The organism is Streptomyces graminofaciens (assembly GCF_030294945.1).
Classification (GTDB): Bacteria; Actinomycetota; Actinomycetes; order Streptomycetales; family Streptomycetaceae; genus Streptomyces; species Streptomyces graminofaciens.
Window position 1 is genome coordinate 10,944,194 of sequence record NZ_AP018448.1, and the last position, 18,305, is coordinate 10,962,498.

General features: G+C 68.7%; 16 protein-coding genes and 3 pseudogenes. 9 read left to right on the top strand and 10 right to left on the bottom strand.

What is annotated here, in order from left to right; genetic code table 11:
• Window positions 1-541 precede the first annotated feature (541 nt).
• The gene (locus SGFS_RS48315; protein ID WP_286259068.1) at window positions 542-1,333 is read left to right on the top strand and encodes a hypothetical protein; all 792 of its coding nucleotides are present in this window, start codon (window positions 542-544) and stop codon (window positions 1,331-1,333) included.
• On the opposite strand, the gene SGFS_RS48320 is transcribed toward SGFS_RS48315, so the two are convergent.
• On the bottom strand, window positions 1,290-2,900 hold the full coding sequence (locus tag SGFS_RS48320) for an alpha/beta hydrolase (protein WP_286259070.1): 1,611 nt from the start codon (window positions 2,898-2,900) through the stop codon (window positions 1,290-1,292). The genes SGFS_RS48315 and SGFS_RS48320 overlap by 44 nt on opposite strands.
• Window positions 2,901-3,318: 418 nt before the next feature.
• Here SGFS_RS48320 and SGFS_RS51605 point away from each other — a divergent pair.
• From SGFS_RS51605 to SGFS_RS48335, 3 genes and pseudogenes are all read left to right on the top strand, one after another.
• Window positions 3,319-3,630: pseudogene (locus SGFS_RS51605) on the top strand (PAS domain-containing protein); the annotation flags it as partial.
• A gap of 70 nt (window positions 3,631-3,700) precedes the next feature.
• Window positions 3,701-3,976: a hypothetical protein gene (locus SGFS_RS48330; RefSeq protein WP_286259074.1), complete on the top strand. Its 276-nt coding sequence runs from the start codon at window positions 3,701-3,703 to the stop codon at window positions 3,974-3,976.
• A 19-nt stretch (window positions 3,977-3,995) separates the two neighbouring features.
• On the top strand, window positions 3,996-4,523 hold the full coding sequence (locus SGFS_RS48335) for a GntR family transcriptional regulator (protein ID WP_286259075.1): 528 nt from the start codon (window positions 3,996-3,998) through the stop codon (window positions 4,521-4,523).
• A gap of 170 nt (window positions 4,524-4,693) precedes the next feature.
• Here SGFS_RS48335 and SGFS_RS48340 read toward each other — a convergent pair whose 3' ends face one another.
• A complete protein-coding gene (locus tag SGFS_RS48340) occupies window positions 4,694-4,837 on the bottom strand; it encodes a hypothetical protein (RefSeq protein ID WP_286259076.1) in 144 nt (47 codons plus the stop codon).
• A 173-nt stretch (window positions 4,838-5,010) separates the two neighbouring features.
• Between SGFS_RS48340 and SGFS_RS48345 the strand changes: the two genes are divergently transcribed.
• Window positions 5,011-5,289 carry a hypothetical protein gene (locus SGFS_RS48345; RefSeq protein WP_286259077.1) on the top strand — a complete coding sequence of 93 codons (279 nt, stop codon included), beginning with the start codon at window positions 5,011-5,013 and terminating at the stop codon, window positions 5,287-5,289.
• A gap of 121 nt (window positions 5,290-5,410) precedes the next feature.
• On the opposite strand, the gene SGFS_RS48350 is transcribed toward SGFS_RS48345, so the two are convergent.
• Window positions 5,411-6,433, bottom strand: coding sequence for a zinc-dependent alcohol dehydrogenase family protein (locus SGFS_RS48350; protein ID WP_286259079.1), 1,023 nt, complete (start codon window positions 6,431-6,433; stop codon window positions 5,411-5,413).
• Window positions 6,434-6,678: 245 nt separating this feature from the next.
• Here SGFS_RS48350 and SGFS_RS48355 point away from each other — a divergent pair, with 245 nt between their 5' ends.
• A complete protein-coding gene (locus SGFS_RS48355; RefSeq protein WP_286259080.1) occupies window positions 6,679-7,626 on the top strand; it encodes a helix-turn-helix domain-containing protein in 948 nt (315 codons plus the stop codon).
• 198 nt (window positions 7,627-7,824) lie between these two features.
• On the opposite strand, the gene SGFS_RS48360 is transcribed toward SGFS_RS48355, so the two are convergent.
• On the bottom strand, window positions 7,825-8,424 hold the full coding sequence (locus tag SGFS_RS48360) for a TetR/AcrR family transcriptional regulator (protein WP_286259081.1): 600 nt from the start codon (window positions 8,422-8,424) through the stop codon (window positions 7,825-7,827).
• A 172-nt stretch (window positions 8,425-8,596) separates the two neighbouring features.
• On the opposite strand from SGFS_RS48360, the gene SGFS_RS48365 reads away from it, so the two are divergent.
• Window positions 8,597-9,544 carry a crotonase/enoyl-CoA hydratase family protein gene (locus SGFS_RS48365; protein WP_286259082.1) on the top strand — a complete coding sequence of 316 codons (948 nt, stop codon included), beginning with the start codon at window positions 8,597-8,599 and terminating at the stop codon, window positions 9,542-9,544.
• Window position 9,545: 1 nt separating this feature from the next.
• Window positions 9,546-11,156 carry a class I adenylate-forming enzyme family protein gene (locus tag SGFS_RS48370; RefSeq protein WP_286259083.1) on the top strand — a complete coding sequence of 537 codons (1,611 nt, stop codon included), beginning with the start codon at window positions 9,546-9,548 and terminating at the stop codon, window positions 11,154-11,156.
• Window positions 11,157-11,423: 267 nt separating this feature from the next.
• Here SGFS_RS48370 and SGFS_RS48375 read toward each other — a convergent pair whose 3' ends face one another.
• Window positions 11,424-11,612, bottom strand: a complete 189-nt coding sequence (locus tag SGFS_RS48375; protein WP_286259085.1) for a hypothetical protein — start codon at window positions 11,610-11,612, stop codon at window positions 11,424-11,426.
• A 63-nt stretch (window positions 11,613-11,675) separates the two neighbouring features.
• The gene (locus SGFS_RS48380) at window positions 11,676-12,017 is read right to left on the bottom strand and encodes a hypothetical protein (RefSeq protein WP_286259087.1); all 342 of its coding nucleotides are present in this window, start codon (window positions 12,015-12,017) and stop codon (window positions 11,676-11,678) included.
• A 1,001-nt stretch (window positions 12,018-13,018) separates the two neighbouring features.
• Here SGFS_RS48380 and SGFS_RS48385 point away from each other — a divergent pair.
• Entirely contained in the window at window positions 13,019-14,215 is a 1,197-nt protein-coding gene (locus SGFS_RS48385; protein ID WP_286259089.1) for a tetratricopeptide repeat protein, read from the top strand.
• 33 nt (window positions 14,216-14,248) lie between these two features.
• Here the strand turns inward: SGFS_RS48385 and SGFS_RS48390 are convergent.
• The 4 genes and pseudogenes from SGFS_RS48390 to SGFS_RS48405 all read right to left on the bottom strand — a co-directional run.
• A pseudogene (locus SGFS_RS48390) lies at window positions 14,249-14,485 on the bottom strand (transposase family protein); the annotation flags it as partial.
• A gap of 22 nt (window positions 14,486-14,507) precedes the next feature.
• Window positions 14,508-15,764 (bottom strand): hypothetical protein, encoded by a 1,257-nt coding sequence (locus SGFS_RS48395; RefSeq protein WP_286259090.1) that lies wholly within the window; start codon window positions 15,762-15,764, stop codon window positions 14,508-14,510.
• Window positions 15,765-15,835: 71 nt separating this feature from the next.
• Window positions 15,836-16,237 (bottom strand): transposase, encoded by a 402-nt coding sequence (locus SGFS_RS48400; protein WP_286259091.1) that lies wholly within the window; start codon window positions 16,235-16,237, stop codon window positions 15,836-15,838.
• A gap of 378 nt (window positions 16,238-16,615) precedes the next feature.
• Window positions 16,616-17,186, bottom strand: a pseudogene (locus tag SGFS_RS48405) (IS30 family transposase); the annotation flags it as partial.
• Between the last annotated feature and the right edge of the window lie 1,119 nt (window positions 17,187-18,305).

Here is an 18,305-nt window from a genome sequence, read left to right on the forward strand (position 1 = left end):
CAAGGAAGTGGGATCGCAAGAGCCGACGGCAGGAGGCAGCGGCGGCCTACCCGGCCGACCAGCCCTCCCAGCGCGGGGCGCGCGGCCGGCTGTTCGGCGGTGCGGTCAGGGTACGGCGGGCGCCTGTGGTCGGTCATCATCCGGTCTCCCCTTTGTGTGTTGGCGTCTTCCATCGGCCCTGTGAGGCCGGTGGCGCACCCGCGTGAGGGAGTGCCGCCCCGATCTCGGGGGCCGCTGCATGCCCCTCCTGCGGTCGCGTGGCGGCCATCGTGAACAACCACCCCTTGTCCGCGACCTGATGGCGGCCGGTAGCGAAGTCGGTCCAGGGGAAACGCCCGACCCTGGCCGCCCGCGCCGAATCGGACAAGGGGTACGTGGTCGGCCCGACCACGACTCGATAGGGGGGCAAGTCGGGCCGACCCGACTTGACAAGGGGGCCCGCTTCACCCCATGTAGCACCAGTTCACCCCTCTTTGGGGGCGGGGAGAAATCTCCGTCCTCTGTCCACAGGCCGACGGATGGACTCTGCGGGGAGGTCGCCGTGGTCGGCACGGTGGCCGCCTGTGAGGAGACCCTTGATGCCGTACCTGATCCCACCCCGCACATCGCTTACGCCCGAACAGGTGGAGCGCGCCTTGACTACGTCCTGGCGCTGCAAAGGGGTGGAGGCTCCGCCATCGCCGGACGGGCGGAAACGGACCCGGAGCTGGCGTTCGTCCTCCTGCGGTTGGCTGAGGAAGTCATCTGGCCGGTCACGGCCGTGGACGGGGACACCGACCCGTGCGCGGACTCCTTCGCACTGGACGAGGTCGGGTGCGCGCTGCTGTCCGCGCTGCGGGACTGGGCGCTGAACTCCCCCACCACGGCGGCGCCGGGCATCGCGCGCAGCATCATCCGCTTCACGGTGAACGTCATCCCGGACCCCGACCATGCGGACACCGCCGACTCCCTGGAGACGATGCGCGACGAGCGCATGGTGTTGCCCACGCCGTGTACCCCGCTCCCGGTGCGCACCGGGAGCCGCACCGGCCGGTGCGCGTCATCCAGCGTTCGGCCTGCTCGTTGGTCCCCCAGGTTTTCTGGCGGCACGGCCGCTGTCACCGCTGCGGGCAGCCGGTCATTCAGGGTTTCCTGGCGCGGCAGTGACAGCCCGAAGTGCTGCTGCAAGGTTGTCGGCGTGGCCGACGACTGGACGAGCGGCGTCCGACGCGTGCGCGGGGGCGCGGCTCCGGTGGCCGGGCCGCGCCCCCTCGGTCAGGTGTGTGTCGGACCAGGCCGCGTCGCGGCGCTCACCGGTGCGTGCCTGCGCCCAGCAGGTCGGGCAGCGGGTTGATGAGGTCGCCGGTCGGCGACTGCCGCTGGGCGGAGGGCCCGGTCGGCCAGATCGCGGGGCAGTGGGTGCCCTCGCGGGGGGCCTTGAGGGTGATGAGGTAGGTGTCGATGGCGTCACGCGCGCACGGGCTCAGCCAGTAGTCGCCGTGGCCGACACCGTCGTACGTGAGGAACACGGCCTCGCGGCCGATCTGGCGGGCCGCGTTGGAGCCCCAGGAGTGCGGGGTGGCCACGTCGTAACGGCTGTTGGTCACCAGAATCGGCGGGGTCCCGTCGACACGGAGCCGGTGCGGCGGGTTGGTCACCTCGGTCGGCCAGTCCTGGCAGCCGGTCAGGTCGGTCCAGGCCAGGGAGTTGAGACGGGTGACGGGGGCGAGACGGGCGAGCTTGCGCTCGTAGCGAGGGAGGGTGGCGTACGAGGATACGTTGAAGTCGTAGTCCTGGCACATCACTGGCAGATATCCGAACGGGGTCGGCTCGCCACGCTGCCGGAGGGTCCGTCCCGCGGCGGGGTCGGCGGCGTCCGTGTCGGAGAGGAACTGGGCGAAGTCGAACCAGGTGGCAGGGTCGTACATGTAGCCGAAGGCGACGCCCTGGAGATCCTGGGTGGTGACGGTGTAGGGCGGGTCCCCCGGCAGGACAAGCTCACCGGCTTCGGCGCGCTGGTAGAGCGAGTCGAACAGGGCGCGGGCGTCACGGTCGTGGAGCACGCAGGACGGCGTACGGGCGCACCAGTCGGCGAACTGGCCGTACGACTCCTCCATCGCGACGGTCTCGGTCTTCTGGTAGTTCCAGTTGTCGAGACTGTGGTCCATGTTCGAGTCGAGCGTCATCGCGCGGACGCGGTGCGGATAGCGCTCGGCGTACTGCTGGCCGATCCCGGTGCCGTAGGAGACGCCGTAGTAACTGATCCGCTTCTCGCCGAGGCCGACGCGGATCGCGTCCATGTCGCGGATGACGCTCGCGGTGTCCATGTGGTCGACGAGCGGGCCGGTGAGGTCGCGGCAGTTCTCACCGAGCGCGCGGTTCGCCTCTCGGAGCGCGGCGAAGGATGATGCGCTGTCCGGGTAGAGCAGCTCGGCCTGCGCGCCCACCCGGTCCTCGTCGCACATCACCGGGTTGCTGCGGCCGATGCCGCGCGGGTCGAAGCCCACGATGTCGAACCGCTCCAGCAGTTCGGGCGAGAAGGAGTCGGGGGCGTCGAGCGCGAAGTCCACACCGGAGCCGCCCGGGCCACCGGGGTTGATCAGCAGCGAACCGATGCGGCGCTCCGGGTCGGTCGCCAGGTGGCGGGCGAGGGCCAGGTCGATGGTGGCGCCGCGCGGGCGCTTCCAGTCCACGGGCACCTTGATGGTGGCGCACTCGAACGTGCCCTGGCCCGAGGGTGATTCACATGGTTCCCAGGCTATGCGCCCGGGCGACGGAGTCTTGGCCGAGGGTGTCGTGTCCGAGGGGGCGGCGACGGCGGTGCCGGCGAGCAGTTGGCCGAACAGTGAGGTGACCAGGGCTCCGACGGCCAGTCTCCGGCGCCCTTTCGAACGTGGGGCCAGTGGGGGGTTGAACGGCACGGACGTTCCTCCATGGGGCAGTAGTTCACAGATGGATCACAGCTTGTCCTGCAAGGTGCGTGCAGGACAAGGAAAATGATGCTCCGTCAGATGCGCGATGCAGGCAGTGCCAGTTGATGCCGTCGTTCACTGCGGTGAACTTCCGCTCGCGGGCGCAATGCCGTGCGGAACGGCCCGTCCTGGCCGGCGTTGCAGCCGGGCGGGAGATGGGCGAGGTACCTCTGCTGCGCGCGGCGAGGAGGCTGATCACTTCCAGCAGCCAGCAGCCAGCCAGCAGCCAGCAGCCAGCAGTACGTCCCAGTCTCGGGATGTCATCGTGTTGCGAGTGACCCCACTGGATCACCGGGCCACAGGGGTGGCGAGCGTCGTCGTGGCAGCCCCGGCCGATCAGGCGCAGAGGTGGATGACCGACCAGTCCATGCTCCGAGGACTGTCCACAGAGTCACCCGTCGCGTTGACCGTCTACGGGCCGGACCTGCGAATCCGGTGGATCAACGACGTGCTTCAGGAGCAACTGGGCATGAAGCGCGACGACTGCATCGGCCGCTACAGCACCGAAGTCCTCCCACACGGCACGGTCCTCTCCCCGGAATTCACCGGCGCCCTTGACGATGTCATCGCCCAGGTGCGCGACACCGGCGATCCCGTCTTCGACGTGCTCTACTGCGGTCCCACACCGGCCGACTTGAGCCACCAGCGGGTCTGGTCCTGTTCGTACTTCCGTTTGTCGGACTCGGACGGAAGCCCACTCGGGGTATGCGAGGCCGCCTTCGACATCACGAATCGGTACGAGGCGGGGGGTGCGCATCACGCTTCTCGGCCGCGCCAACCGGATCGGCACCAGCCTCGACGCCGTCAGCACGGCGCGGGACTTGGCGTCGGTCGTCGTCCCCGACTTCGCGGACCATGTCGCAGTCGACCTCGCGGAGCACGTCACGGACGGAGCCCAGCCTCCGGCGGGGCACGACGGCAGCGGCATGTCCTTGCTGCGGGTCGCAGCCCTCAGTGCGCAGTCGCCGCCCTACTCCCTTCCAGGACGGAGCCCTGCAGCCCGGTCGCAGACTCACCGAGCGTGAACTCACCGAGCTCACCGGAGTGAGCCGCACCTCCGTGCGGGAGGCCTTGAGGCGTCTCCAGGCTGAAGGGCTGGTCGAGGAGTCGCCCAGCCGAGGGCTGCGGGTGACCATTCCGACAGCGGAGGAGGTCGAACAGATCTATGAGATCCGTGCCGAGCTCGAGCCGCTCGCGGTGCGCTTGTTCGTCGAGCGTGCGACCCAGCAGGAGGTCGACGAACTCGCCTCCGTCACCACCGAGTTGAACCCCGCGGGCGACGCCAACAAGGACGTGTTGGACCGCTTCGACAGCGTTCTTCTCGCCGGCTGCCGCAATCCCATGCTGGCGGAACTGCTCGGCAGTCTGTACAGCCGGATCCATGCGCTGCGTCGGATCTCGGCCGCCACCCCGGGGCGTATGACCGTCACCAAGCAGGAGTACGCCGAACTGGTCGAGGCGATCCGGCGTCGTTCCGCCGAAGACGCGGCGGAGGTGGCCCGTCGGCACGTATCCGCGGCCCGGGCGTCCGCCAAGATCGCGATGAGCCTGCTCACGCGGGAAGCCGACTGACGGCGTCGAGGACAACTGTCCGGCGGACGGCTCATCGAGCAGAAATCCGAAGACGCGGCGATAAGCCGAGGAAGTCGGCAATAACACCACGAGCACAAGGACGTGCAGACATGACTACGGACACCATCGCCCCGGCGATACCAGACCTGTCGGACCCGGCGACCTTCGCCTCAGCAGTACCCCATCAGGCCCTCGACGCGGTCAGGCAGCTGCCTGGGCTGTACTGGCAGCCGACGAAAGCGGGCACGCTCAACGGTGGTTTCTGGTGCGTCACCCGGCACGCCGACATCATCGAGATCGAGTTGCTCACCCATGAGCTGCAGGACGCCGCCGCGCACTTCGGCGACATCGACGTCCTGCCGTACTCCCCGGTCGGCAGGTTCGACACCACCGCCTTGACCTCTCCTACCAGCACGGAGCCGTCGCGTGTGGAGTTCGAGATGAACTTCCAGCTCTACGGCGCCATCACGGCAACGAAGGCCCCGCGATGCGCGAGGCCGGCTCGGGCACCCTCCTCTACACCACCGGCGCCGGGTCCATCGTCCCCGACCTGCGGGTCGCAAACGTCAACGTCGCCGCCGCGGCGCTGCGCAACTGCGCGATGAACCTGCGCAACGAGCTGGCCGGTACCGGTGTTCAGGCCGCCCACGTCGGCACCGCCGTCCATTCGGGCCTGCCGACGGCCCTGCCCGAGCAGATCTCCCCCGTCAACTGGGAGCTGCACACCACCGGGCGTGACCAGGCCGAGCACGTCTTCGGTCTCTGAACGTTGTCGGACCATCGGCAGTGCACTCCGCCGACCGCGCAGGGGTGGGTTAGGTGGGTGCCTGTGGGAGTTGCTCCTTCGCCGTGGCGCGGAGCGGTCCTCGAGCTCGTGGGCAGGCGTGTCAGAGGGTGAGGAGCACCTTGGTGGCGCGGCGTTCGTCCATGGCCTTGTAACCCTCTGCCGCCTGCTCCAGGGGCAGGGTGAGGTCGAAGACCTTGCCGGGGTCGATAGTGCGGTCCCAGATGAGTCGGATCAGGTCGGGCAGGAACCGGCGCACCGGGGCGGGGCCGCCGAGGGTGTGGATGCCGGCGAAGAACAGCTCGATCCCGGGGATGGTTACGTCGTAGTTGACGCCCACGTAGCCCAGGTGCCCTCCGCCGCGGGTGGCGCCGACGGCCTGCATGAACGATTCCTGCGTGCCGACCGCCTCGATGACCGAGTGCGCGCCGAGCCCGCCGGTGAGTTCCTTGATCTTCGCGATGCCCTCTTCGCCGCGCTCTTCGACGATGTCGGTGGCGCCGTAGTGGCGGGCCAGCTTCTGCCGCTCGGGGTGACGGGACATGGCGATGATGCGATCCGCGCCCAGTTGCTTGGCGGCGAGCACGGCCATGAGGCCGACCGCGCCGTCGCCGACGACCGCGACGGTCTTGCCTGGTCCGGCCTCGGCGGCGACGGCGGCGAACCAACCGGTGCCCAGGACGTCGGAGGCGGCCAACAGGGCGGGGATCAGCTCCGGTTCGGGCTGTCCCGGGGTGGCGACGAGAGTGCCGTCGGCCAGCGGGATACGGGCCTTCTCGGCCTGGGTGCCGATCCCCGCGTGGACGAACTCGGCGTGCACGCACTTGGACTGGAAGCCGGCCTGGCAGATCTCGCAGGTGTTGTCGGAGATGACGAACGAGCCGACCACGAAGTCCCCCGGCTTGACGCTCGTCACATCCGAGCCGACTTCCTCGACCACGCCTACGTATTCATGGCCCATGAGCGTGTGGTCGGCGGGCTCGATGCCGCGATACGGCCACAGGTCGGAGCCGCAGATGCAGGTCGCGGTCAGCTTCACGATCGCGTCGGTGGGCTCGACGATCTTCGGGTCCTCGCGCTCCTCGACCCGGACGTCTCCGGCCTTGTGCATCACTACTCCACGCATGTGGGATCTCCTTGTCGTGCGTCGGCGCTGTCTGCGTCGGCTGGTGTCCAGGAAGGCACAGGACCGCCTGCGGCTTGTCCACCGCCGTTCCTGCTGCCGCGGAGCCCACCGGAAGGGCCCAACGGCAGTCGTGGTCCTGGCTGTGTACCCAGACAAGCGGCTGCGTCCCTGGCCAGGAAGGTCGCGTTTATGGGGGGTATAGGTTCAACCTCCCTTCCCGGCGGTAGGCGCCTACCGTGGAGGGCATGGCTCAGCGACCCGACAACCGTTCTGAGATCCGGGACTTCCTCGCCACCCGGCGCGCCAAGATCACCCCGGAGCAGGCCGGGCTGCCCGCCGGCGGACGGCGCCGCGTCAAGGGACTGCGGCGCGAGGAAGTCGCGGTCCTGGCGGGCGTGAGCACCGAGTGGTACACACGGCTGGAGAGGGGGCACGTCAGCGGTGTCTCCGATGACGTGCTCGACGCGGTCGCCCGGGCACTGCGCCTGGACGAGGACGAACGTACCTACCTCTTCGATCTGGCCAGGGCCGCGCAGCCGGCCAGCCGCACACCCCGACGCCGCAAGGCCGACGGCGTCCCGCCCCGTGTCCAGTGGTTGCTCGACTCCATGACACTGTCCGCGGCCTTCGTCACCAACGGCTGCCTGGACATCGTGGCCACCAACGCTCTCGCCCGCGCCCTGTTCGCGTCGATGTTCGACGGGGCGGCCGTGAACGAACGCGGTCGCCCCAACTTCGCCCGCTACTACTTCCTCGACCCCGGCTCACATCACTTCGTCGCCGACTGGGACGGCGCTGTCGCCACCACCGTCGCCCTGCTGCGCGCCGAAGCCGGGCGCTCCCCGCACGACAAGGCACTGCGCGATCTCATCGGAGAGCTGTCCACCGTGAGCACCGACTTCCGCACTCACTGGGCTGCTCACGACGTGCGCATTCACCACGGCGGCGTCAAAAGCTTCCATCACCCCGACGCAGGCCCCCTGGAACTCACCTACCAGCCGCTGGACCTGCCCCTTTCTGTCCACGAGGCACACTCTTTGACCATCTACACCGCCGAGCCCGGAACTCCCGACGAAGACCGGCTCAAGCTCCTCGCCAGCTGGACGGCCTCCCCTGCCGGGCACCAGAAGCCCCCCGCGAACCGCGCCGATCGACAAGACAAGAAAGCCGACACCCGCGACCTGTCCCGATGATGCCAGGCACTCAACGAATCAAGATCCATGGCGGCTTTTGGGGTCACCAGCGCCAGAAGGATCCGCCGGTGTGTCATAGGCGGTCGCTCATGGGGAACCCGCTCCCACTGCACCTCACCCCGCGGTGATCATGTTTCATGAGGCGTCGCAATTGGGGGTGGTCTCGTCGGCCCGACAGGCGAGAGACGGCAGCGACGGTCACTCGTCACCGAGCAGCCTGGGTGCCATGTGATCGAGCCAGTAGCTCACGACTTCGTCACGGGAGTCGTCATCGTTGCGCAGAATGCTGGTGATCGCGAGGCCCCGCAGGAAGATCAGCAACACGTCGAATGCCAACCGGACCTGCGCCGGGTCCGTCTGTGCGGTGGCCTTCTCGAAGATCTCACGCAGGGCGCGGCCCAATCGCCGCTCCGGGGGGAGCAGTGCGGCACGCAGTTGTGGATCGGTGCGGGCGCTGATCCACAGTTCAAGCGCGGCCAGGAAGGGGGGCCCGGACATCGCGCTTTGGATCACTGAGACCACCTGGGGCAGTGCGTGCGGCCCCGGCTCGATTTCGTCGGCCGCCGACCGCAGCAGTTCCAGGCGCCGTTCGGCGATGTGATGGATGGCGGCGACCAGCAGCTCCGTCTTTGAGGCGAAGTGGTGCGACAGGGCACCCCGGGACAGGTTGACCCGGTCCTGGATCCGCTGCGTCGTGGTGCCCGCGTAGCCGAACTCCACCAGACAGTCCACGGCCGCATCGAGCAGCTGCATTCGGGTCTGTTCACGCTGTTGCTTACGGGTGAGGGAAGCCGTCATGAGCCCGAGCCTACGGTGCGAACTCAGCCCTTGTGGCCATTTCACCGACCGACTAGTCTGTCAGTGAACAGGGGTGCCGAGGTCTCTTCCCGGGGGTGAGGTCGCGGGGGCGCCTTGGCGTACCGCGGGACGTTGCGGCGTCATCCGTGGACGCATGATCAAAAGGAGAGGCATGACGCAGGAGCAGACGGAGGAGCGGGGCTACGTGGAGCCTGAGCAGGTCGTGCTCTACGCGGTGCGTGACCGCAAGGCGTACCTGACGCTGAACCGGCCCGAGCGGCTCAATGCCATCACCCACGACATGGCTGCCCAGATCGCTGCGGCCGTGGCCAGGGCCAATGAGGACCCGTCAGTCCACGTGATCATCCTGCAGGGGGCAGGGCGGGCGTTCTGCTCCGGCTACGACCTGCACCACTATGCCGAGGACGGCGTGGACACCCAGCCGCCGGTGTGGGATCCGATCCAGGACTTCCAGATGATGAAGTCCAACACCGACGACTTCTTCACCCTGTGGCGCTCGCTGAAGCCGACCATCGCCAAGGTTCAAGGCTACGCTGTCGCCGGGGGCAGCGACATCGCGTTGTCCTGCGATCTCGTGGTGATGGCCGAGGACGCGAAAATCGGCTACATGCCCGCTCGGGTGTGGGGCTGCCCGACCACGGCGATGTGGGTCTACCGGCTCGGCGCGGAGAAGGCCAAGCGCATGCTGCTGACCGGTGACAAGATCGACGGCCGCCAGGCTGCCGACTGGGGCCTGGTCGTCGACGCCGTCCCCGCCGAGGACCTGGACCGCACGGTGGAGGAGCTCGCCGACCGCATCGCTGGCGTGCCGATCAACCAGCTCGCCATGCAGAAGATGATGGTCAACCAGGCATACGACAACATGGGTCTGCACGGCACCCAGATCCTTGCCACGCTCTTCGACGGCATCACCCGCCACTCCCCGGAGGGCCGCTGGTTTCGTGACTTCTCTGCCGAGCATGGCTTCGCCGAGGCGGTGCGCTGGCGCGACATGGGCCGCTGGGTCCCCAACGGCGGGGGCCCCGTGCCCACCGCAGAGGAGATCGCGAGGGGTCGTACCGACGGCGCTTCGCCCGACATGTCAGGCAAGGAGGCGTGACATGACGGGGATCTCGTACCTCCCCGCGCAGACCGACGCGATGATCCTCGACCTCACCGTCGGCGAACTGCTGCGGGACGCCGCGGAGGCAGACCCCGACCGGCCGGCACTGATCGCCTGTGCACCGGGGGAACCGGCGCAGGTGTGGACCTACCGCGAGCTGCTCGCCGACGCCAACCGCGCCGCGCAGTGGCTGCTCACGAGATTCCGTCCGGGTGAGCACGTGACCGTGTGGGCGCCGAACGTCCCCGAGTGGATCGTGCTGCAGTACGGGGCGGCGCTGGCCGGGCTGGTCCTGGTCACGGCCAACCCGGCACTGCGCGCCGGCGAGCTGGAGTACGTGCTGCGCCAGTCGAAGTCGGTCGGTATCGCCTACAGCGACTCCTTCCGGGGCACCGACATGGCCGTGATCGCCGAGCAGCTCCGCCGGCAGATGCCACAGATCCGCGAGGCCATCCGGTTCGAGACCTGGAATGCCGAGCTGCAGGCGTTCGACGGACTGCCGCAGCCACTGCCCGCGGTCGAGCCGACTGCTGCCGCCCAACTGCAGTACACCTCGGGCACCACCGGATTCCCCAAAGGCGCCCTGCTGCACCACCGTGGTCTGATCACCGCCGCCCACTACGTCCACCAGCGTGCGCAGTTTCCCCGCCATGGCGTGTGGGCCACAGCGCTGCCGCTCTTCCATACCGCGGCGTGCGGGATGTCGGTGCTGGGGACCGCGGCCAGCCACGGCACCGTAGTGATCTGCCGGCAGTTCGATCCCACGCTGGTGCTCTCCGCGATCCAGGAGTACCGCGCCGACCTCTACGCCGGCGTCCCGGCGATGATGCTCGGGCTGCTGGACCACCCCGACTTCGACTCCTTCGACCTGTCCTCCGTCCAAGTCGCCCTCTCCGGGGGCGACGCGGTCCCGCCTGATCTCGTGCGTGAGGCCGAACGCCGCTTCGGGGCGAGGTTCTCCACCGTCTACGGGCAGACCGAACTCAGCCCGATCATCACCCAGACCAGCCCGGACGACTCGATGGAGGACAAGTGCGGCACTGTTGGGCGGCCGCTGCCCAACGTGGAGATCCGTCTTGTCGAGCCGGGCGGAGACCGGCCCGTGCCGATCGGTGAGCAGGGGGAGATCTGTGCCCGCGGCTACCAGGCAATGCTCGAGTACTTCGACATGCCTGAGCAGACCCGGGACACTGTCGACGCCGAGGGCTGGGTGCACACTGGGGACCTGGGGGTCCTGGACGAGCGCGGATATCTCCGGGTCACCGGCCGCATGAAGGACATGATCATCCGTGGTGGAGAGAACATCTACCCACGCGAGATCGAGGCTGTACTCACCGGCCATCCAGGCGTCGCCAGAGCGGTCGTCGTGGGTGTCCCGGACAAGCAGTGGGGCGAGATCATCGCGGCGGTGATCGAGCTACAGGACGCGGCGAACCCGCCGTCGGCCACCGAGCTGCACGAGCTTGTCCGCAGGCACCTGGCCCCAGCCAAGACTCCCAAAGACTGGTACGTCACCGGGCAGATTCCCAGCAACGCCATGGGCAAGCTGCAGAAGTTCGTCCTACGCGATCAGATCACCGATGGGGCACTCAAGCAGCTCCCGGCCTGATCCCGAAGACCAGTTCCGGTCTGGTGCAGGGCCGACACGTCGGCGGGGAACACGCAGGCGGGCTATCACGTCCGTGAAAGCGAACGTCGCCGGTCTGTCCGACGTGCGGTGGGAGGCCAAGGCCAACAGGGCCGCGAAGAAGCTCAGCTGAGCACGGGTGTCGCCTTCGCTTTGGGCCTGGTTGCTGAGGCTCACTCGCCACAGCAACGTTCTGTAGCAGGGGCGCGACGCGCAATCACAATGCGAGTGCGCTGGCACTTGACTGAATCATTGAGACTCTTCGTGGTTGATCCGGGCCAGGACCATGGTGTGGTCGTCGAGGTTCTCGAAGCCGCGGGCGGCCAGGAGGGCCTGAGCGGCGCGGTGGTGGGTGCCGGTGAGGGCGGCGGTCATGGCGCTGGTGTGGGCGGGGTGGGTGTCGAAGCGGACGTGGGCGTCGATCGGGTGGTCGGACATGAAGGTGGGGCTCGATTCGGGTTCGGTCCCGGCTGGTGGGTTGGCCGGGTCCGGTGATTGAGGTCATCGGTGGGTGCGTGCGGAGGTGAAGGCCGGCCGGTTGGGCGGACCGGCTCGGGGTGCCGGGGTGGGGCGTGCCGAGGGCCGGGTGGCGGGCGATGGGACTGGAGTGGTGGCGCGGTTCCAGCGGGTGCGCAGGGAGTTGAGCTCGGCCAGGGCGCGGCGGCTGCCGGTGATGAGCTGGTGGGGGGTGTTCGCGGGGTCGTCGGTGTAGGCGGTGATCCGGTCGGCAACCGCGCGGGCGCGGGCGATGAGGGCGCGCCGGAGGATTCCCTCGCCCCAGTACTCGGGGGAGCCGGCGGGCGTGGAGACCAGGGTCCTGGTGGGCGGCTCTTCCACGGGCAAGACCCGGGCATGCTGGGAGGCGCTCGAACTGCTGCCCGGCGACTGGCGGTTGTGGCACCCCATCGATCCGTCGCGTCCCGATGCGGCGCTGGCGGACATGGAGCGGATCGGCCCGCGCACGGTGGTCTGGCTCAACGAGGCCCAGCACTACCTGCTCACCCCGGCCGCTGACGTCGGCGAACGGGTCGCGGCCGGGCTGCGCGCTCTGCTGCGGGATCCGAGCCGGGGGCCGGTGCTTGTGCTGGGCACGATCTGGCCCGAGTACTGGGCCCAGCTCACCACACCGCCGCGCGCTGACGGGCAGGACAGATCGGACCCGCATGCTCAGGCCCGGCAACTTCTGGGCGGCCGTGAGCTGCCCGTACCGGTCTCGTTCACCGACCCGGAGGACGTCCAGGGGCTGCGTGCTGCCGCTGCTGCCGATCCGCGGCTCGCCCACGCTGCCGAGCGAGCCGAGGAGGGGCAGATTGCCCAGTATCTCGCCGGTGGCCCGGCCCTGTTGGAGCGCTACCACACTGCACCGGCCGCGGCACGAGCCCTTGTCGACGCCGCCATCGACGCTCGCCGTCTTGGCCTCGGCCCAGCCCTGCCGTCCGCCCTGCTGGAGGAAGCTGCCGACGGCCATCTGACCGCCACGCAGTGGGATCTGCTGCCGGACGACTGGTTCGAGGAGGCCATGGCCCACGTCGCCAGGGGCGTACGCGGAGCCCGTGGTGCGCTGACGGGTACGTCCCCGCCACGGCGAACCGGCCCCCGCCCAGCCCCACTACCGGCTCGCCGACTACCTCGAGCAGCACGGCCTACGGGCTCGGGCCTCCCTCGGCCCGCCGGCCTCCCTGTGGACGGCGGCGATCGGTCACGCCCTGGCAGCCGACCGCGCCGAACCGGCCGAGCTGGCACAGCAGCGTGGCCTGCGCCGGATCTCCTTCGGCCTGTACCGCGACCTGGCAACCGAAGGGCATACCAAAGCGCTGGACGAAATCATCGGCTTCCTGTCGGTCATGGGCCGCATGGACGAGGCGCTGGCCTGGTACCGGTACGCGGCCGACGCGGGCCACACGGTGGACGTCGGCAGTATCGCCCGAGTGCTGGGCAGCTCGCTGGGCTGCTGTGAGGAGGCCCTGGTCTGGTACCGGCTGCTGGTGTCCGAGGGCGACCTCAGCGTCGTGAACGACCTGATCCGCTTGCTGGCGCGGATGGGCCGTACGCAGGAGGCTCTGGCCCGTGCCGCCGATCCCGCGACCACGGTCGCCCCGCTGGAACTGGCCGAGACAGCGATGACGGCGGGCCGGGACGAGGACGCCGTCATCTGGTTCCGCCTCGCGGCCGAGAGAGGTGACAGCACCGCTCTGCGGGGCGCGGCAGTCGTGCTCGTACGGCTTGGCCGGGCCGAGGAAGCGCTCGCCCTGCTCCTGCGGTACGCGGAGCGGGGCGATGTCTTCGCGATGGGGGAGGCCGGCTGGTTGCTGGGCGAACTGGGCCGTGACGAGGCCGCCCTGACCTGGTACCTGCGCGCGGTCGAGGCGGGCGACGGCTTCGCCCAGCGGTGCGTGGCACGACTGCTGGCGCGGACGGGCCGTGAGGCCGAGGCCCGCGCTTGGTACCGGCGCGCGGCCCTGGAGAAGGGGGACCGGTACGCGCTGGAGGAGGAGCAGGGCAAGCGGGATGGGGTAGATGGGGCTCCCGGGATCCCCGGGACGGCGCTGATCGGGTATGGCTGGAACGCGGAGATGCCGTGGCTGCTGGCGCGTGTGCGCGGAACTGACCAGCGCAGCCAGGAGCCGCCGTTCGCCATCGACGGCCTCGACCTGGACTTCCTGGTCATGTTGCGCACACTGGCTCAGGAAGCACAGCACGGCGGCACGTTCGGCGTCCTGCACGAGGCCGACGACATCCTGGGGGCCCTGCGCGAGCACGACCTCTTCGACGAGGCTGTGGCCTGGTGCTGGTCCCGGGCGACCGAGGGCTCGCCGTATGGCGCCTGGTGGACGGCGGCCCACCGTCTCCTCCAGGCCCAGGGACGTGCGGACGAGGCACAGCGCCTGCGCCGGTTCGGCTGGGAGCCGGACGGCAGCGTCGCCGAACCGTGGGAAGCGTTGCCACCCGAGGAGCCGCTCGTCCCGGCGGCGCTGGTGCGGGACTCCGATCCGTTGCCGCGTGTGGAGGAAGGCGACCAGGGCTGGTGGCGTGTGTCCTGACGGCGGGCAACCCCACTGAGCCACTGAACTCTTTCAGCGGTGCCGCTCCAGGGTGAGGATGCCGCGGCGATTGACGACTTTCGCTTCGGGCTGCATCGCGACCTTCGGAAGATCCGCCACGACTTCAGCCGTGCACGCCGCGCTCCACGGGTGCCCGCGCTGCGGACAGCGCGCGGTTGACGGCTTGCTGGGTTGGTATGAGATCGCGGCCGGGCGGGCGTCTGAGGGGTGTCGTCACCGCGGGCTGACTCCCATGTAGGCGTGGTCGGCAGCCCGCCCACCGAGTGGCCGATCAGGACCAGTTGGGCCGTGGAGTTGCCGCTATTTCGGCGCCAGTTCTGCAGCCAAGTGGTGCTCTAATCGGCGAGTTTGCGCGCGGTGCCGCCCGGTTGTCGCGCCGCCAGCCGTACGGGAACGGGAAGTAGTTCCGGCCTTCCTTCAGGTCGAAGTGTTCCGATAGGAAGCTCGCGATCGCCGTGTTGCCGTCGATCTTCCACAGGACGGGCAGGGTGTGGAGGTCGGGGACGAGCAGGTCCGCGACGACGCGTCGCCGAGATCGGCCAGGCGCCAGTCGTCCTCTTCGATTTCGGCGCACGTTGCCGGTCGTACGCGTCTGGTTCGTCACCCTAGACGGTGCTACAACGATAGAGGTCCCCGTGCGGCCATGGGGGAGGGGGACAAGGTGCGCCGAGCAAAGCGCCTGACGTGTGTGAGTCTCACAGAGTCGTGACCGTCGGCCAGATGCCCTCGACAGGCCGCCCGGCTGCGCTCTACCGCAGAGGGAGTGCATGGGTGTTGAGCCCACCACTCCTGCGTGCTGGCGGGCAGCCTGCGTAGTTGGCCGAATTCCGAGGTTGGCCTGCCAGTCGATGGTGAAGGCAGTTTTGCCAAAGCCGCGCCCCTGGGCCGACTGTCGGGTGTTGTTCGACCGCACCGGGCCGATGACGTTGACGCCGCGGAGAGTTGGGGCCGTGAGGAGTAGCTCGGCAGAGGTGTATCCAGCATCCAGCAGATGTTCCGCCGGCAGGAGGTCCTTGCTGGTGAGGCGGTCATGAATGTCCTCGACGACCATCGCGTCGTTGACCGTGGCGTCGGTCGTGACGACGTGAGTGATCAGGTGAGGGCGCTGTGACTCCTCGGTGTTGTCGCAGCTCTCGCTGAGGTGGATCTTGTAACCGACCCAGGCGGATCCGCGCTTCTTCGCATACCGGGCCTGCGGGTCATAAGGCGAGGCGACCAGCACTCTGCTCGGCGGGAGATCATCCTTCCCCCGCCAGGCCACCTCCTGTTCACCGTCGCTGATGGTGCGGATGAACTGCTGCACCCACACCGTGCGCAGAATGCCGACGGTGGGCACCTCCCGCAGCCACGCCGGCGCCGTCGACACGAAGACCGCTTCGAGCAGACGGTATCCGTCAGCAGCGATCTCCATGGCCAGAGCGCGTCGCTCCTGCTCGTCGGCCGGCAACCGGTAGGCGTCGACCCGCGTCCCGTAGCGGTCCTGCCAAGCCGGGGCCATGGACGCACACAGCCAGTCCGGCGCGGCCACGGCAAGCGCCTCCAGCGTCGCTCGCAGCGTCTCGCCAATGAACTCCAGGCGGTTGAGGGCGCGGACCGCAGTCAGGACATGCGTGGAGTCGGTGCGCTGCCGCCCGCCGGAGCAACCAGTCCCATCCCGGCCAGCCGCTCCAGGAGCAGGTCCAGGATTTTCTCCTCCAGACCGTGTGCCAGCAGCCGGTCTCGGAACGCGGTCAACACGGTGTGGTCGAAGCCGGGGTCGGTCAGCTCCATGCCGAGCATGTACTTCACATCGATCCTGGCCCGCACCGCATGCGCGGCCTGGCGGTCGGTCAGATTTTCGGCGAACTGCAGGATGCTGACCAAGGCCAGCCGGCCGGGTGAAATGCCGGGACGTCCCCGAGCCCCGAAAGCCTCCTTGAACTCCTCGTCCTGGAACAGCGGACCGAGGCCGTCCCGGATCCTCATCGCCAGGCAGCCCTTGGGGAACGCCGCCCGAGCCACCTCCCGGGTCCCTGCGGGGACCTCCACTCCTGAGTCCGCCCGCATGGACACCCAACCACCCCCGTTGCACGGCCAGACGCCCGTTCACGTCCATGAGCCACTGCCCACCACGCTCGCGTCCCCGGATGCAAAAACGCCCCATGATCGCGCCGGCTTCACCCAATTGGGCAACAGGGTCCGTCGATGGATTCGAAGAGCGTGAGGTTGGCCTCGGCCCGGGTGGTGAAGGTGCGGCCGCGGATGCATTCGGTTTGGATGAGCATCCAGAGGTTCTCCGCGAGGGCATTGGCATAGGAGTCCGCGACGGAGGCAGTGGATGCCTGAACTCCCGCTCGCAGCAGGCGGGTTGTGAGCTACACGGACGTGTATTGCCTGGACTCAAGCGATCGTCGCAATACCGGCTTCCTGGACCGATAGCAGGTGCTCATTGAGGGCTTCAGCAGGCGTGTTCCAACCGAGCGTTTTCCGGGGCCTGGTGTTGAGAGCGTGAGCAACAGCATCGAGCTCGTCGGCGTCCCATCGCGACAGGTCTGTTCCTTTGGGAAAGTACTGGCGCAGGAGTCCGTTCGTGTTCTCGTTGGTGCCCCGTTGCGAGGGGCTTTGCGGGTCGGCGAAATAGACTTGCAGCCTGGTGTCGACGCTCAGTTGGGCGTGCTGGGCCGGCTCCTTGCCGCGGTCCCAGGTCAGTGAGCGGCGCAGTTGCTCGGGCAGCGTGGTGATCGTGGTGGCGATCGCGTCTTTCACGGCCTCGGCGCCGCGGCCGGCCAGGGCCGGGCCGTTCTTGACCCGTAGCTCGACACCGTAGCCGTCCATCCGCGGCAGGTGCAGCAGCATGGTGAACCGGGTCGTGCGTTCCACGAGGGTGCCGATTGCCCCGGCCGGTGCCGATAATGAGGTCGCCCTCCCAGTGGCCCGGCACCGCGCGGCCTTCGGCCTCGGCAGGCCGCTGGCGGCCGGAGACGTTGCGAGGGTCATGATGTGCGAGCTGGCGTCCGGAGTGAGCGGGGGTGGGTCCCCGGGTGAGCTGGTTGCCGCCGTCCTGCTCAGCCCTGAGCAGGACGGACTCTCGGCCTTGACGCTCGTTTGACGCTCTCGGCGTTTGCATTAAGGATGATGAGCCGAGAAACCGGCTCTGAACAGGGCTTTTCTGGGATCCGTTCAGGCTGACATCTTTCCGATGACGGCGCACGTGGAGTGCGTGGCGATTCTTGAGCCTGTTACAAAGGGCATCTGACTTGCGCTTTCGACCAGCGGCCGGTGAACGACGACGTGCTGTGTTCTGCTGCCCGTAGAGACGGCGCAGGAATCTCGACGCTCATCTGACGCTCGTTCTGTCGGCTCGCCGGGTGTCCTGGTCGCCCGGCACAGGGCTCTCTGCCGCTCATTCACTCACTTCGGCCTCGTTGAGGTGAGGCCCCTGATCACCCGCCTCGCCAACCGTCGGCCTTCGCCCGGCGACCGCCTCTCGTGCTGGTCGACCTGGCGCCGCCGCCGACTGCCGGGTGCGTCTCCCATGGACGACTTGGGGAAGTGGTCATGGCCGAATCGCGATAAGAACGCGGGCTTTTGAACGTCACGGGGTACCTGGTGCGGGCAACGCAGACTGACGAACTGCCCGCAGTCGACATCACGCCGCCCTCACACGGGGCAAAGGGCCGAGGAACGCTTTCTGGACCGGACTTTTCTGCGACTCGCCCAGATCGACACCCTTCCGTGGACGTCGCACGTGCCGACCTGTGGGCAACGGTGAGGGACGCCGGGGCGCAAAGTGCTGACGGCTGCCTCAGCGCGGCGGACGCGGTCCGGGTGAGCCGCACCGGAGGAGCACGGTGACGCGGGCTGAGCGGTAGGCGCAGGAGCCCCTTCGCCGGGTACTCCGGCTCCCGCGATGACTCACGAGGCTTCCGAACCGGCGGCATCGGTTGGACGCCGTTGTCGGATGTTCGACTGGCGTCGGTTCTCCGGGCGCCCCGCCGGAAGGGCCGCGCGGGTCAGCGGGTCAGCGGGTGACGGGAAGGGGCTCGCATGTCGGCGGTGGACGAGGGTGCGCGGACATCGGACGGGACGG